Source organism: Prosthecobacter vanneervenii, from assembly GCF_014203095.1.
GTDB classification, from domain to species: Bacteria; Verrucomicrobiota; Verrucomicrobiia; order Verrucomicrobiales; family Verrucomicrobiaceae; genus Prosthecobacter; species Prosthecobacter vanneervenii.
The window spans coordinates 1,343,966-1,357,945 of the sequence record NZ_JACHIG010000001.1 but is presented as its reverse complement, the minus strand read 5'-3'; the positions used below and the strand labels follow the sequence as shown (position 1 = coordinate 1,357,945).

Annotated in this window: 15 protein-coding genes; 4 read left to right on the top strand and 11 right to left on the bottom strand. The window is 63.1% G+C overall.

What is annotated here, in order from left to right:
- Positions 1-374: 374 nt before the first annotated feature.
- Together HNQ65_RS05180 and HNQ65_RS05175 are read right to left on the bottom strand one after the other, a co-directional pair.
- Entirely contained in the window at positions 375-1,025 is a 651-nt protein-coding gene (locus HNQ65_RS05180) for a DUF4919 domain-containing protein (RefSeq protein WP_184338403.1), read from the bottom strand.
- 351 nt (positions 1,026-1,376) lie between these two features.
- Positions 1,377-1,793: a hypothetical protein gene (locus tag HNQ65_RS05175; protein WP_184338402.1), complete on the bottom strand. Its 417-nt coding sequence runs from the start codon at positions 1,791-1,793 to the stop codon at positions 1,377-1,379.
- A gap of 378 nt (positions 1,794-2,171) precedes the next feature.
- On the opposite strand from HNQ65_RS05175, the gene HNQ65_RS05170 reads away from it, so the two are divergent.
- Together HNQ65_RS05170 and HNQ65_RS05165 are read left to right on the top strand one after the other, a co-directional pair.
- A complete protein-coding gene (locus HNQ65_RS05170) occupies positions 2,172-2,936 on the top strand; it encodes a hypothetical protein (RefSeq protein ID WP_184338401.1) in 765 nt (254 codons plus the stop codon).
- 311 nt (positions 2,937-3,247) lie between these two features.
- A complete protein-coding gene (locus HNQ65_RS05165) occupies positions 3,248-4,591 on the top strand; it encodes a hypothetical protein (RefSeq protein ID WP_184338400.1) in 1,344 nt (447 codons plus the stop codon).
- A gap of 72 nt (positions 4,592-4,663) precedes the next feature.
- Here HNQ65_RS05165 and HNQ65_RS05160 read toward each other — a convergent pair whose 3' ends face one another.
- Positions 4,664-7,168, bottom strand: a complete 2,505-nt coding sequence (locus tag HNQ65_RS05160) for a toll/interleukin-1 receptor domain-containing protein (RefSeq protein WP_184338399.1) — start codon at positions 7,166-7,168, stop codon at positions 4,664-4,666.
- 307 nt (positions 7,169-7,475) lie between these two features.
- On the opposite strand from HNQ65_RS05160, the gene HNQ65_RS05155 reads away from it, so the two are divergent.
- Complete coding sequence (locus HNQ65_RS05155; RefSeq protein WP_184338398.1) at positions 7,476-8,363, top strand: hypothetical protein; 888 nt, start codon at positions 7,476-7,478, stop codon at positions 8,361-8,363.
- Positions 8,364-8,381: 18 nt separating this feature from the next.
- On the opposite strand, the gene HNQ65_RS05150 is transcribed toward HNQ65_RS05155, so the two are convergent.
- From HNQ65_RS05150 to HNQ65_RS05115, 8 genes are all read right to left on the bottom strand, one after another.
- Positions 8,382-9,014, bottom strand: a complete 633-nt coding sequence (locus tag HNQ65_RS05150; protein ID WP_184338397.1) for a hypothetical protein — start codon at positions 9,012-9,014, stop codon at positions 8,382-8,384.
- A gap of 84 nt (positions 9,015-9,098) precedes the next feature.
- Positions 9,099-10,157, bottom strand: coding sequence for a hypothetical protein (locus HNQ65_RS05145; protein WP_184338396.1), 1,059 nt, complete (start codon positions 10,155-10,157; stop codon positions 9,099-9,101).
- Between the two features lie 83 nt (positions 10,158-10,240).
- Positions 10,241-10,693, bottom strand: coding sequence for a hypothetical protein (locus HNQ65_RS05140; RefSeq protein WP_184338395.1), 453 nt, complete (start codon positions 10,691-10,693; stop codon positions 10,241-10,243).
- A 179-nt stretch (positions 10,694-10,872) separates the two neighbouring features.
- Complete coding sequence (locus HNQ65_RS05135; protein ID WP_184338394.1) at positions 10,873-11,067, bottom strand: hypothetical protein; 195 nt, start codon at positions 11,065-11,067, stop codon at positions 10,873-10,875.
- 407 nt (positions 11,068-11,474) lie between these two features.
- Positions 11,475-11,882, bottom strand: a complete 408-nt coding sequence (locus HNQ65_RS05130) for a hypothetical protein (protein WP_184338393.1) — start codon at positions 11,880-11,882, stop codon at positions 11,475-11,477.
- A gap of 242 nt (positions 11,883-12,124) precedes the next feature.
- On the bottom strand, positions 12,125-12,382 hold the full coding sequence (locus HNQ65_RS05125; protein ID WP_184338392.1) for a hypothetical protein: 258 nt from the start codon (positions 12,380-12,382) through the stop codon (positions 12,125-12,127).
- Positions 12,383-12,521: 139 nt separating this feature from the next.
- The gene (locus HNQ65_RS05120) at positions 12,522-12,761 is read right to left on the bottom strand and encodes a hypothetical protein (protein ID WP_184338391.1); all 240 of its coding nucleotides are present in this window, start codon (positions 12,759-12,761) and stop codon (positions 12,522-12,524) included.
- A gap of 77 nt (positions 12,762-12,838) precedes the next feature.
- Positions 12,839-13,354, bottom strand: a complete 516-nt coding sequence (locus HNQ65_RS05115) for a hypothetical protein (RefSeq protein ID WP_184338390.1) — start codon at positions 13,352-13,354, stop codon at positions 12,839-12,841.
- A 144-nt stretch (positions 13,355-13,498) separates the two neighbouring features.
- Here HNQ65_RS05115 and HNQ65_RS05110 point away from each other — a divergent pair, with 144 nt between their 5' ends.
- On the top strand, positions 13,499-13,699 hold the full coding sequence (locus HNQ65_RS05110) for a hypothetical protein (protein WP_184338389.1): 201 nt from the start codon (positions 13,499-13,501) through the stop codon (positions 13,697-13,699).
- Positions 13,700-13,980: the final 281 nt, after the last annotated feature.

Sequence of the window (13,980 nt, the reverse complement as noted above, 5' to 3'; positions counted from 1 at the left end):
GTAGGGAGGCTGGTCCCCCAGCCTCCGCCGGGCGTCCCCATGCTCTCGCAGTTTTCCTCCAGCGCACCCGCAACCACCCAGCGCGGCGTGGTCCGCACTCTCCGAGTGCGGCATCCAGCGCCCCCATCTCCACGCACACCGCCCGCGCCACCCAGCGCCGGGGTAGGGAGGCTGGTCCCCCAGCCTCCGCCGAGCGTCCCCATGCTCTCGCAGTTTTCCTCCAGCACACCCGTCCCACCCAGCGCGGCGTGGTTCGCACTCTCCGAGTGCGGCATCCAGCGCCCCCATCTCCACCCACACCGCACGCGCCACCTCGATTTAATTTCCAGCTTTCAGCTTTCAGTTTTCAGTTTTCAGAATCCCGCCCACCCGCCTCACTCCTTCTTCCCCGTGCCCAGCGCATTCGCCGTCGCCGCCAGAGAGATCGACACATCAAAATAAAACTCCCGCTCCGACCCATCCGGCATCTTCGCCAGCAGCCTGTCACACGCGCCCTCCAGCGACTGCTCCAGCACCTGTGCATCCAGCTCATTCAGCAGCGCATACTCCTCCGCCACAGAGATCACCTTCCACGCCGACTCCGCCGTTTTGCCATCCCCCTTGGCCGTGATCGACCGCATCAGGCCGTAGAAGCAGTGAAAGTGGTACATGCTGCCCGCCACATCGCCCGTCTTCTTCAGGAAATGCCCGCGCAGGTAATGCATCTCCGCATCCACCGGCACCTTCACCAGCCAGGCCTTCGCCAGCTCCACCGCCATCTTATAGTCCTTCGCGCGTGCCGCCTTCATCACCGCATCGCGTTCCTCATCCATCTTCCAGAAAGGGCTGTAGCCCGGCTGTGCAGCGAAGGCCATGCGCAGCGCCGTAAACTCCTCCTCCCCCGGAAACCCCGGCACAGCAGCCACCGCAGGCGCCTTCGCCCCCGCCACAGCCGCCTTCCCCTTCCGCGCATCCTCCCCGCGCGCCATACCAGCCCATAACACAAACAAGCACACCATCACAGCCGAAACAAAAATCTTCTTCATGGCAGAAAAGCAGGTTGGATTCAAAAAAAGCCGGTCTCAAAAAAGCCAGCCCCCACACCCAAAGCCAACTCCCGCAAACCGCCAGCAAAAACCGCCTAAAAAACATGCTCGACGCGTCGCTGACACCGATCCTATGCGCCAAAATCAAACCGTCGGAAATCAGTCAGCCCCAAATGCACGAATCATCTTCGAATCCACTGCCAGCAATCGAAGATCGGAGCAGATGGAGGCCCATGTGGGAGAGGCAGAGAATGATGATCTTGAGAAAAACGAGGCCCAAGAAACGGCAGATGCGGCTGGCTGGATGGGTAGCGATACCTTTGTTTCATCTGGCCTCCTTGACGCATCGGGTCAGGCATGGCGAGGTTGCGGCCACAGCCACGCATGCAAGGGGTGGTCGCCGCGATCGCCAGGCTTCTTCATCTTCTTGCGCGGGGGCATGCTCTTCGGCTCGTCGTCAGCGGTGCTGCGGTTGCGTGGCAGCAGCAGCAGCACGATTCCCGCTGGTACGGAGACATAGATCACCATGATCAATGCGGCGATCCAGATGGCACCCACGCTCATGGGTTTTTGGGTTGCTGTGGCTCGTTGCGGTGCGCGGGCATTATCTCCCACGAGCTGCACCCGGACAAAGGCGGGCGCTGCAGCCTTGGCATGGCCAGACTGTGCGCTGGCGGCCAGATGTCCCCGCTCCTGACCGGCTGCCTGGGGCACAGCGGCAAGGCTGGCATACAAACTGACAAAGCATGTTAGAATCAGATTTTTCATGACAAGAGGAGTTGTTTTGAGGTTTCTTTTTCCTGGCTTGGACGAGTCTTTGCTGTAGCCTCAGTGCTCTGGCCTTTGCGTTGGAAGCCGCATGCAGCATGAGCCCTAAAACTGCAGGATATTCAGGGCAGCCCGGCTGTGGCTCCAACAAACCTATTGCCACCTCCCGCAGCTCTCTTTTCTCCTTCCAGGTCTTTCCGGGATATTGGCTGGCTGGCACGCTTCATTCACTTGATCGGCTGCTGCCATTCTCAGTGATGCGCCCAAGGGCATAAGCCTAAAGTTTGTTTGCAATAACGCCAATTCCGGGGATAAGAACAGTATGGGGAATTGCCAAACTTGGCAAAGTTCCGGGGTTTCCGTCACGTTTTTGACAATATGCCAGAGGTCCTACACTCATACGAAAGCGAGGCTCTTCTCAAAGAGCTGCAAAAGCGTCTGAATGTCACAGGGGATTATATCCAGACCCGCACCATTTTCGGCGATCTGATCGACTTTTGGAAAACCCAGGCCAATTCGCTGCGGACGCTGAACATCACCGGGCACGCCCCGGTCGAGTTCAATACGAAGTGGCTGATCTATGCAGACGGCACTCACACCAAGCTTGTTGGGCTGCTGACCAAGATTAACTGGCAGTTTGTCGGCGAGCTCGACCTCTGCGTGGCACGTCTTTTCAGGTTCACCATGCAAGATGAGGTGAAAGCGCAGGCGTGGGATCACCTTCGCAAATACATCACCACGGAGCATTTCAGAGGCAAGCCGCGCATCGGGCTCAGCCTGCCTGCATCCGCATTCCAGTCATTAGGCAGCACGCAGCAGCCCAGAAGCGGGCCCTACCGTGAAGACGTGGCCAAAGCCCTCACCGCGCTGCTCGAAGGGATCGTCCAGCAGGCCCTGGCCAAGGGCTCTCCACAGGCTGTCGAAGCTCTGGCAGCCGCCATGGACAAGGCGGAGGCCGCCTTTGGCCCGCGTAAACCTGCAGAGGACCATGTCTTCTGCATTTTTGATGTTTTACCTGAGACCAAGCTGGTGCTGGAGCAGGCCGCCGATAGAGGGAATGGCAAGTTCAGCGACCGCGTGACCGCGCTCATCCTGCAAAAGCTGCACATTGATGAGCTGCCAGGCATGCAAGGGGCCCGGTAAAAAGCTGGCGCATTGGATGGCCATGCGTCACCCCCCAGTCTCATCCAATCGCACGACCAGCAGTCGTTTCCCCTCTCCGCTGATGTAATGAAAAAGCCTGGACGCTCTTGCGCGCGCGCGCAGTGAATCAAGGGCAGGAGCGAAGCTGGATCATCCTTCCCAGCACACTCCCACGTGGCCATAACGCGCCTCCCACCGTGAGCGTACCTGTTACGACATTGTCACTGTTTCAGCGCAAGCGTAAAGAACATCAGGGGTTAATGCTCAATACCGCTAAGGTTTTTACTTTCAGCAATTGCCTGCATTCTGCCATGTCGCCTCCCCCCTCCCTCGATCAGACACTGCTGGCTCACATCCGCATGCGGTGGATCCTCTTCTGGGTGTTTGTGCTCCTCTACATCGTCCTGGTGGCCGCCACCATTCACAGCGTCTTCATCACCAGCACCCCCACCCCGGAGGAGCGCAGCCAGCTCTTCAAAGTCTTCATCCTGGAGATCGGCCTCGGCATCGCCGCCCTCTTTTACAACATCTTCAGCCTCAAAAACGAAAAGTCCGCGCTCACCACGGCAGAGGCCACCGCCGCTGGCGCCAGCTCCACGCACACAGCCGTCTCAGATGACGACAAGCACCGCTTTGAGCTCAGCCCCCAGCCGGAGCGCATCTTCACTCGTCTCGCCGTCATCTTTGCCTGCCTCAGCGCCGCCATCACCCTGGCGGAGATGCTCGTCGCCAGCATGCCCGCGTGGTCCTTCGTGCTGAACAACTTTCTCATCTTCTCCGTCCTCATCATCCTCACCCTCTTCTTCTTTCTGCGCTACCGCCAGGTCCTGGCCGACTACGCCACCCAGAAAAAGAACCACAAGGACTACGACGACCTCCTCAAGCGCCTCATCTCCGAGCAGTCCGGCTTTTACTACGAGGTCATGCGTGACACCCGCCAGACCATCTACACGCAGTTTGGCAGCGGCATCTACCCCTACCGCTTCAGCTACCGAAACAAAAAGCTGCGCGGCATCATGGAGCGCTCCGTGGAGAAGGTCGTCGCCATCCTCATGAAAATGATCACCAATCATTTTCAGATGCTCAAGATCGACGAAAAAATCTCTCTCTCCGTCAAAGTGCAGGTCACCGGCAAAATGGTGAAAACCCTCTGCGACATGGAGGACAAGGCCGCCGCCCTCATCGACCCCAGGGACCACTACATCATCACCCTCGCGCGCGACCACGAGACCGCCACCCTCTTCACCGAGCGCGAAGTCCGCAAGGAAGCCTACCCCCTTAAAGACAACACCGACTTCAGCCACATCCTCACCGGGGCCTCCGAGTTCCTCTGCAACGACCTCAGGAAGCTGGAAAAAGAAGGCCACTACACCAACAACAATCCCCGCTGGAAGGAGTGGTATAATGCCACCCTCGTCGTCCCCATCATGCACCGGGCCACCCCGGCCGACAAACAGAACATCTACGGCTTCCTCACCGTGGACAGCCTCAACCAGTCGCAGCGCGAGATCTTCACCCGCGATGGCGTGGAGCGCATCATGGCCTTCGGTGCCGACCTCCTCGCCCTCATCTTCCTCAACCTCGAAGTCTTCGACAAAATCCCCCTCGAAGACGAAGCCATTGAAGCCCCCGCCCTCCCACCGCCCCGGGCGTGATGCCCCGGCTCCGCGTGCCCTGAGTGCTCGTGCAGAAAACACAGCAGCGCCCAAGGGGCCTCCTCTCCGGCTTCATCCTTCTCCCTCACACTCCGCCAGCGTCTTCTTCGCATCGGCAAGGTTGGGCGAGCCGAGGCGGGTGTAGATCTCCACCGCACGGCGGGCATGGGGCAGCCCCTCAGCGCCGTGCCCCTGTCGGGCCAGGGCTAGGGCGAGGCGGTGGCAGTCTGCCGCGATCAATTCCTGCCGCCCCAACTTCTCGGCCAAGGCCAGTGCCTCGAGGGCCAGCGCCTCGGCCTGCGGCCAGTCCTCGCGGTCCAGGGCCAGCACTGCCAGATTACCCGTGAAGATAGCGATGCCTTCGTCGTCGCTCACCGCCTGGGCCACGCGCAGGGCCTCATGGTAGTCTCGCTCGGCGGCGGCGTGGTCGCCCGATAAGCGCTCGGCAAAGGCGAGAGAATTCAGAGCCATCGCCAGATCGGTGCTCTCGGCGCCCAGTTGGCGGCGCAGATACACCACTTCACGAAAGGCGGCAGTGGCTGCTGGGTAGTCCTTTTGCAATTGGTGACCAATGCCACGCAGGCGCAGGGCCATCGTTCGCTCCCGTAGGCCTGCCTGCGCGGTGCCACCGGCGGGAAAGGCCCGCTGCCAGTGCTGCGCCGCGCGCCCGGCACTGGCCAGCACGGCCTCTGCCTGCCAGCGCAGGTAGTGCACCCAGCCTGCCTGATAGGCGCGCCATCCGGCATGGCGGTGATCTCCCGCCGCCACCGCCCAGCCCTCCGCCTGCTGGCTGAGAGCCAGCCATTCATCCCAGCGGCCGGTGAAGTCGAGGAAGCTGGCAAGCGCACCACACACCTCCTGCAGCCGCTTATTGTCCCCGGCCAGAAAGAGCCGCAGCGCCGGGGCCACGACGGGCCAGGCGGCGTCCAGCTTGGGGAAGCAGTCGTGGTTACTGTAGCCGTTTTCCAGGATCAGCGCCAGGGCGCGCTTCTCCAGGCGGCTGCCGGTCTCTGCCACGACTTTGGGGCGTCTGGCCCGCAGAAAATCCGCTACCATGGGCACCAGCGCAAAGGTCTCCTCCCTCTCATCCGGCATCACCAGCGCCCGGTTGGCCAGATCTCCCAGCGCCGTCTGCGCCGCCGTTTGCGAAAGCTTGGCCACCTCGGCGATGTGCTTCACCTCGATCTTTTGCGTGAAGTAGCTCAGCGCCACGAGCACCTGCGTCTCCGCCGGCGAAAAGGTCTCCAGCAGATCGCCAAAGATGAACTCCAGCGGGTCATTGCTGTCGCCCGCCTTGCGGCACAGCTCCAGCGCTGCGGCGATGCTGCGGCAGCTCCCGCGCCCGAGCTGCCCCACCACCCAGCGCATCAGCAGGGGATTGCCCCCCGTCTCCACATACAGGCCCACCCGCTGCTCTGTGCTGGCCTTGCGCAGCAGCTCGCGGTCTGCGGCCAGCTCCTCCAGCAGTTCCAGCGCTGCGTCCTGCTCCAGCTTCTCCAGCCGGATGAGGCGTGCCTCCACATCCGTGCGGCGGCGGCTCGTCACGATGGCCTTGCAGCTGGGCGGCAGGTCCGCCACGAACTCATAGAGCAGGTTCATCTGCGCCTTGTCCAGGTTCTCCAGGTTGTCAAAAAGGAGCAGCACTTTTTCCTTTTCCAGCGCCGCCTTGATGACAGCGGCGCGCTCCGCCTCAGGCAGTTCCTTGGCATGCGCCAGCCCCAGCAGCCGCGCGGTCTCGCTCAGCAGCTCTGGATACGCGGGCACGATGGACTGGCTCAGCGCCACCGCTCCCTGCGGCGTGAGCTTCTGAGTTTTCGTCGAGACAAACAGCACCCGGTCAAACTGCGGCCGCGCCAGCTCCGCCGCACGCACTGCCAGCGAGGTCTTGCCCATGCCCCCCGGCCCGTCAATCAGCACGCCCCAGGTCCGCGTCTGTGGCAGCAAAGCCTTGGCGATGACCTCCAGCTCCTTCTGCCGCCCATAGAAATGCATGAGCCGCGGCAGGTTGTCGCGCGTGCTTTCCGCAGGCTTGGTGGCAGGCTGCGCCAGGGCAGGCGCAGGCGTCTTTTCGCCGAGGCTCTTCTTCAGGCGTGCGATGATCCTCTCATGCAGCGTGTAGGCAAACTCCGCCTGCGTCTTCGCGCTGCCAAACTGATCAAAGGCCTTCCCATGCTTGCCGCGTGCAGGCACGTGCAGGTAGATTTGAGTTTCCTGCAGCCCCTTCAGATCATGGTTTTCCAGGCTGATGCGGCACAGGCCCACCGGCAGGCAGAGCTTCTTTCCGTTCACAAAATGCGGCAGCTCATGCTCGCTGATGTAGGCATTCCCGAGAAACGCCGGACTCACCAGCAGCAGGCCAAAATCACATTCTTCGATCGCGCCCTGGATCTCCGCATGCCACTTCTCGCCCGGGAGGATGTGCGTGTCCTGCCAGCGCTTAAACTCAAACTCCGCGCAGGCGCCAAAGAGCTTGTCCAGCTCCTTGAGCAGCTTTTCAGGCAGATCGCCATCCGTGCGCGTGTAGGAAACAAAGTAGCGCACAAGACGCTTGGAAGACGGAGCCGGAGATTTTGCCATAAGAGAGATGCCACCCAGCCTACCCAAGCAAAACCCTGCGCTTTGGCGAGGAAATAATCGACTGGCCCATGCCGGCAACCGGGGCAGTCCTGCCCCGACAGGCCAGCCACACATCCCCTCAAGTCACCCCACGCACCCAGCGCGGCGTCCGTACTCTCCGAGTGCGGCTCTGCGCGGCCTGGCGCATAAAAGCGTTTTCAGAACGGGTTCTAGTCAGAAAGAAGTCAAACATTTGTCACTTGTCAAAGTGTGCCGGTCTTCATATTAAGAACGCGGTTTATAGAAACAATCCACCTTAAATAACATCATGTCACTCGGATACGGTCGTTTCATCAAAGGTCAGTTCTATGTAAGGGAAAAAACATCGCCAGATGGAGACTCCATGCGCTTCATTCCAGACGATCCCACCCTCTTTCAGACCCTGCATGGCTACCAGGAGCCCGACCTGAAAAACCAGGATCCATGGAATCTCCAGCTTCGTTTTGAAGCCATCGACACTCCGGAGCTGCATTATGGCGGTGCCAAGCAGCCACACGGAATCGAGAGCCGCAACGGCCTGCTCACGTGGCTCGGCGAAGATCCCAAGGACTGGGACTGGGAGGTCGCCCCTGCTGCGTTTGAGTGGACGAAACCCGGTGGCATCGTCTGCTCAGGCTTTGAGGCCCATGGCCGCCCCATCTCCTTTGTGCTCAATGAAGAGGGCGCGAGCAAACTCCAGGACGGTGCAGACACCAAGGTGGATGACGTGCTCAAGCTGACCTACAACTACCACGCCGCCGCCACCGGAAATGCCTACCTCGGCTTCTATGACAAAGGGGTCTCCTGGACCACCCGCAGCCTCCTCATAGGAGCGATGAAAGAGGCCCGCGAAGCCAAGAAAGGCATCTGGAAATTCGACAGCACCTCCCGCTTCAAAGTCGAGACCCTGGAAGACATCAGCGAAAGCGGCGCACTGATCTATCCCAAGCTCTTCCGGCGCTGTGTCGATGCCCTCAAATCTTTCGGCGGTCTCTTCCAGTCCGGGCAGGATCTGGATGACTGGCTCGCGGAAAAGGGAGATGAAAACGACCTCATGCTCGTCTACACCACTGATGGTGGAAAGATCAAGCAGGCTCTTCGCAGCGTGATCGCACAGATCAACAATACCATCAGGGTCAGCGTTGATCTCAATACAGTCGACTTCATCTCGAAGTAGTCCGCATAGCGCCCTCCCTCACCGATCCCAATAATCCCCCACCTCTGGCGGCACCTCGACCATCCAGCTGCCGTCGCGTTTGAGGCGGGAGGCGATGCGGCCGTCGAGCTGGTGTTCGATCTCGCGGCGGTAGAGGTTGGCGTCCATGAGGGTCCACTTGTTGCTGCGGAGCTGGAGGAGCTCGGCCACGCGGCTTCTTGTCACGGCACCCGCGCCTTTGTCCAGGGTGGCGCCGGAGCCGATGTCTTCGATGTAAATGAGATCATAGCGGGCGTAGTCGTGCGGGGCGCGGAAGTCGGTCAGGTCCACGGCGGGGATGAGGTGGGCCATCTCCGGGCTGCGCTGACCCGTTGCGGTGGGGATCTTCCACAGGCCGCGTGCGGTGGCGCTGCGCAGGCAGGAAAGGGCCTGCTTGAGGATGTGCGTCTTGCCCACACCGGAGGGGCCCAGCAGGCTCAGCCATCGGCGCGGCGGCTCGCGGCGGATCACCGCGCTGCACCAGGCCTGCACCGCCGGCAGCACCTCGCGCAGCCCGGGGTGGTAAACCTCAAACCGCCACGGCCACTCCGCCACATGCGGGTGCATCTCGGCTTCATCGGGGGAGGCAGTCAGCGCGCGATCTGTGCGCAGGAGTTGGGCGGTGGATTGCATGGGGGCGGGGGAGTTTCAGGTTTAAAGTGGGCGAAGTGCTCAGACTTCAGATTTTAGATTTTAGATTTCAGTTGGTTGCGCGCCTCACGCATACCTCCCGGGCCGGTTCGCGGTGTCGCTGCGCTGGGTGGTAGAACGTGCTGTGGCGTGGTATCCGGTGGAAGGCTGGGCATGCAGGCGCGTGGCGCGCTGCTGGTCATTCGCCTGCCATTTCTGCCACCAGGCGGAGAGCGCGTTCTGCGGGCGCTGCACCGCGTTGCCATCGCGGTCCGTCCAGCGTCCGAAGCGGCTGAGAGGCCGCGCCTCGTGCTCGTGCCACCAGATCTCCGCCTTGTCCGGCGGGCAGCCGATCATCCCGGCCCAGGCCAGCACCGTGGGCAGGTCGGGCGTGTGGCGCACCGCCTCGTCCTCATCCGGTGCAGAGCCGGCGGCATGGCCACGGCTTGCAGTCGGGGCATCACTAACGGTGTGGAAACCGCTGCCAGCCACGGCCTGCGCGCACGCTGCGGCAGCAGGGGACGCGTGCACGGCGCTGCCGCTGAGCATCGAGCCAGCGATGGCGGACTCATGCGCAGCTGCGCCTGCGTTGTTTGCGTCTTCTGGTACTGAGGTGGGTGGTGGGCGGTGAGTGGTGGGCATGTCTGCCGCAGCCTCTCCGCACCTGCCTCCGCATTGCGACCGCATCCCTGCCGCATCGGTCTCGGTCGGGTTATGCTCAGGCCATGCGTCAGGCTCAGCACCGGCACTGCCAGCCGTGTGCGGCGCGGTGGCGCTGCCGTGCCAGCGCTTGTGGGCGGCAGCACGGCGTTGTGCGCTCTTTTTGGCGATCCTCTCCCGCTGCTCCTCGCGGATGATCTCCAGCCGGGCATTGCGGCGGCGGCCATCGGGCTGCAGCGGCAGCTTGGCCAGCACGGCGGGCGTCACGCCCTTGCCGCCCAGGCGCTTCAGCGCGGGCACATCCGCAGGCAGGCCCTGCAGCAGCCACTGGTGGCACAGCAGGCGCAGGTAGGAGAGCTGCTCGGCATCGCTCATGCCCGCCACGCCCACCAGCCAGCGCTCGGGGTAGAAATCAAACGCAGGCGCATCGCGCACCGGCGGCTGGGGCAGGGAGGGTGGATTCTTCATCGGTGTGGGGGTGCTCATGGAAACTGGTATCTCAGGGTAGAAACTGGTGGCTCGTTCTCGGCTCAAAGCGCTGCCGCCATCCCAGCCCGGGGTCCGCCTTCTCAGGAGGGCCCGGATCTCTCTGACCTATCCGGCCCGGTCGTGGCCGAGGGCGACTCCCGCCAGGGCGATGCCCTGGGCAGTCCTGGCTGCGGCAGCGATGCCGGCGGCGCACATCCTGGCGGCAGCTTCTGCGGTGGCTGCTCCAGCGCGTGGCGGCGTTTGCGGCTGTTGCGCCGGTTGCGATCGCTCAGCTGGTGCAGCTTCAGCCGCAGGGCCTCGCCTTCCAGCGTTTTGCAGCTCTCGTGGTGGCTCAGCAGGCCGCGTTTCAGCAGGGAGAAGTTCAGCTTCTGCATGGCGTGGTCATGCCCGGGCACGTCGCGCCAGGTGATCCCCCGCCACGCAGGCGGATCGCCCTCCTCGGGCGGGTGTTGTGAATGAGCGCTGGCCCTGGCATCAGCGCCCGGCGCGTGCGGCGCAGGCCTGTGCGGATCATTCGAGAAACGGGGATGCATGGATGCTGGTAGGATGTGGTAGGTGGGTCAGCTCGGCTTTGTCATGTGGGGTGCGTGGGGTGTGGGGTTGAGGGGTGGGGGGGATCGTGGGGGCCCGGTGATTCAAAACAGAAAGCACCGGCGGAAGGCGCTGTGGCAGCAGGAGCCGCAGCGCTGGCGGCTGCTGTAGTCAGCCCGGCTCAGGGCTTCAGGCTGATCACAGCGGTGGGCTTTTGCGCGTGCGTGTCCCATCCGGCCGTCACGCCGGCGGTTTTCAGCACCTCCAGCGGCTGCAGCGGCTCGCGGCTGCCCAGGTGCCAGGCGCGCACCTCCGCCTCCGGCCCGAGGTGGGATTTCAGCGTGGCGAGTTCGTCGATAAGTTGGGCGATGTTCATGGCAGGATGTGGTATGGGTGTGGCAGGGGGGAAATGGGTCAGGCTTCAGTCGTCAGTGTCTCAGGTGGCCGGGATGCGGGAGATGGAGGAGTCTGCAGGAGTGGCCCAGCTGCGCCGCAACCCGGATGCGCATGCTCCCCCACGGAACCACGCATCCCTTGCCGCCGAGCCCTCTTGGTTGCGGCGCAGCTGGACCACCCCTGCCTTTCTTCCTCTCCTTTCCCAAAAAAACGCGTCTGCCCGTGCCTGCCCCGTGCGTGGCGCATCGGGGTGTGTGCGTGTGGCGGCGGCAGATCCAGGGCACCCGGCGGCAGAAAACGAACCGCCGGGCACCGAGGACCACTGCTCTACCACAAAGCAGCACAACATGGTAACAGACTGAAAATACATAAAACAATGGTGAAACATCAGGCCGCGCGCGCCGTGCGCAGGTCCGTGGCGTCCATGCGTGCCACCACGCGGCGGCGGCTCTCCGGCATGTCTGCGGAAAAGCGCTCGCGCACATACGCCTCCGCCTCCTCCCACAGGCCCGGGGCCAGGTGCTCGCTCACCGACTGGCCGCGTACAAAGATGTCGTTCAGGCTGTCCTCGCTGTGGTCCAGCTCCAGGGGGAAGTGGTCCGGCCACGGGGCCAGATCGCCGGCCACATCGCCCTTAAACTGGGGATTCCGCACCGTGTCCAGCGCGGCGTGCACCTTGTCCGTCTGCTCCTGCAGCGCGCAGGCCAGGCGGTGCAGCTCCGTGGCCAGCGGGTGGCTGCCATGGCCGTCCGGCTTCAGGGCGTGCATCAGTTTGTCGATGTCGTATGTCTTCATGGGTGTTCAGTGTGGTTCGGGTGTCGGGAAAAAAGGGGGCGGAGCGCCTGCCGGAGGCACGGCGGGCAGGCCCGGGGGCAAAGGAGACAAACAGCGGAAAAGGGGCGGAAACAGGGGCCGTCAGCGCAGCGTCCGGCGTGGCACAGCCTGCGGAGGCATCTGCGGCATCGATCTTGAAAACACGTTCACGTATCAGCATGGAATAGCACAATGTGGTATGACGCAGCACACCAGAGCGCGCGTCAGTGCGGCGGGCCCGCGCCCAGCCAGCCCAGCACGGACACCAGCATGAGCACCAGCAGCGTCAGCTCCGAGAGGCTGCGCACAAAGTCGGGGTCTACCCAGCCGCGCCGTGCCTGGCGCATGGCGATCCGCCGCCAGCCATTGCGGCGCAGGCGCTCGATGTCCTGATGGCGCATCCAGGCGCGCCAGCCCAGCACCACCAGCGCCACGCCCAACAGCACGGCAGCGGAGATAAAGAGAAGTGTGGATGTGGTCATGATGGGGAAGGGGAGGGGGAGTTTGCGGTGGTTGGCAGTTGTTTGCGATGGTTTGCAGTGGTTGGCCGTGAGTGGTTTGGGGGCTGTGCTGCGGATGAGGGCGGTAGGATTGTGCTCGATTTCAGGTCTTCCTGCGGGCTCACAGCACCGGGCTGTGGCGGGCCAGGAGATTGCGGATGCTGCGGCTGGCGGCCCTGCGCCGCTCGGGCGCGATCTCCTGCTGCTGCACCAGAAAGTCCGCCATGCTCCCGGCGGTGTGGCCTTTCTCCGCCATCGCCATAAAGAGCGGCAGCAGCGGGCGGAAGGCCGAGCGGCGCGGGTGCTGCGGCGGCAGCGCCCCGGAGGATTTTTGCATGAGCTCCAGCAGCGTCTGTTTCATGGTCGGCAGATGAGGGTTAGGTGGTTGAAGATGAGGCACAAAATGCTATTTAGTGCGATAACGTGGTATGTAGAAGCCTACGACTTCCCGATTTCGACAGCCACCACGCCAGCGTGGGCCGCGCCGTCGCCAGCCACGCCCTGCGCGCAGCGCCCGGGGCATGGGCCGATGCAGGATGGCAGGCCGCCTGCAGCGAGTGCGGCGCCGTCATTCAGCCTCGAACCACCGGGCGGCGGAGCCGCTGACACAGAGTCGCCGCCAAGCAGCCCGCTGACAGATCCTGCGGTGGGAGAAGGCGTGGTGCTGCCCTGCGCGCCAGACGGCCTGCGGCTGCCCGCAGCCTGCACGGTGGCGGAAGCCGCAGCAGCCTCTGCGGTGCACGAGCCCGCACTGCGTGCGCGACGTGCCTGCGGCTGTGGTTTCCCCTGAGCGGGGACGGCGAGAGCCGCGCACGGCGGCACCTCCAGCTGCCCGCGCAGCGCGCGGTCAAAGAGGTGGCGGCACTGCCCGGCCAGCGTGCGGTTGTTGGCAGCCGCCAGCGCCGCCAGCCGCTCATACGTTGCATCATTGATGTAGGCTCCTGCTAATTTCATTGCTGATCCTTGCTGCGGGTGATAATCACCATTGTGGCCGGGTGGTAATCACCCGTCAAATAAAAACTGTTGAATAAATCTTCCGGTGGGTGATCCTTGGTGTTAATCACCTGAGACTCAGACCTTCCCCCTTTTCACATTCTCATGCCCAACCAACGCCAAAGCGGAACCAAGCTGGCCGGAGCCTACATCAGCGCCGAAAAGGACGAGGCGCTCGCGCGGCTCGCCGCGCAGAAAGGCTACCCCAACAAGGCCGAATACATCCGCGCCCTGTTTGAAGCCGCCCTGGCCGAGGCTACGCAAAGCCCCACGAAGGCCCGCAAGGCGGCAAAGCCCAGGAAGTAGCCCCGCGCAGCGCCAGAGACGCCGCACGCACCTGCAGGTGGCCGCACCCATGCACGGGGCCGCGTGCTGGCTCAGCCCCCATCGCCACACCGGCAGATGATGCCGTGGCCGCGGCTTCATTCACAGGGGCAAAGCCACGCCTTGTCAGGCTGCCGCCCCACCCGCCTGGCATGCCCACCGGAGCCTGCCTGGAGGCGCCGAGGGCGTGCGTGCAAGGTCCTGCCATGGGGGGCATGATTTTGATGTTCATGTGAACAAAATACTATCTGAAACCTGATGAC

Coding starts and splice junctions, on each gene's coding strand:
- HNQ65_RS05115 (WP_184338390.1), bottom strand. CDS start 13,354: ATGAAATTAGCAGGAGCCTACATCAATGATGCAACGTATGAGCGGCTG.
- HNQ65_RS05150 (WP_184338397.1), bottom strand. CDS start 9,014: ATGCAATCCACCGCCCAACTCCTGCGCACAGATCGCGCGCTGACTGCC.
- HNQ65_RS05130 (WP_184338393.1), bottom strand. CDS start 11,882: ATGAAGACATACGACATCGACAAACTGATGCACGCCCTGAAGCCGGAC.
- HNQ65_RS05110 (WP_184338389.1), top strand. CDS start 13,499: ATGCCCAACCAACGCCAAAGCGGAACCAAGCTGGCCGGAGCCTACATC.
- HNQ65_RS05180 (WP_184338403.1), bottom strand. CDS start 1,025: ATGAAGAAGATTTTTGTTTCGGCTGTGATGGTGTGCTTGTTTGTGTTA.
- HNQ65_RS05140 (WP_184338395.1), bottom strand. CDS start 10,693: ATGCATCCCCGTTTCTCGAATGATCCGCACAGGCCTGCGCCGCACGCG.
- HNQ65_RS05160 (WP_184338399.1), bottom strand. CDS start 7,168: ATGGCAAAATCTCCGGCTCCGTCTTCCAAGCGTCTTGTGCGCTACTTT.
- HNQ65_RS05135 (WP_184338394.1), bottom strand. CDS start 11,067: ATGAACATCGCCCAACTTATCGACGAACTCGCCACGCTGAAATCCCAC.
- HNQ65_RS05125 (WP_184338392.1), bottom strand. CDS start 12,382: ATGACCACATCCACACTTCTCTTTATCTCCGCTGCCGTGCTGTTGGGC.
- HNQ65_RS05145 (WP_184338396.1), bottom strand. CDS start 10,157: ATGAGCACCCCCACACCGATGAAGAATCCACCCTCCCTGCCCCAGCCG.
- HNQ65_RS05155 (WP_184338398.1), top strand. CDS start 7,476: ATGTCACTCGGATACGGTCGTTTCATCAAAGGTCAGTTCTATGTAAGG.
- HNQ65_RS05170 (WP_184338401.1), top strand. CDS start 2,172: ATGCCAGAGGTCCTACACTCATACGAAAGCGAGGCTCTTCTCAAAGAG.
- HNQ65_RS05120 (WP_184338391.1), bottom strand. CDS start 12,761: ATGAAACAGACGCTGCTGGAGCTCATGCAAAAATCCTCCGGGGCGCTG.
- HNQ65_RS05175 (WP_184338402.1), bottom strand. CDS start 1,793: ATGAAAAATCTGATTCTAACATGCTTTGTCAGTTTGTATGCCAGCCTT.
- HNQ65_RS05165 (WP_184338400.1), top strand. CDS start 3,248: ATGTCGCCTCCCCCCTCCCTCGATCAGACACTGCTGGCTCACATCCGC.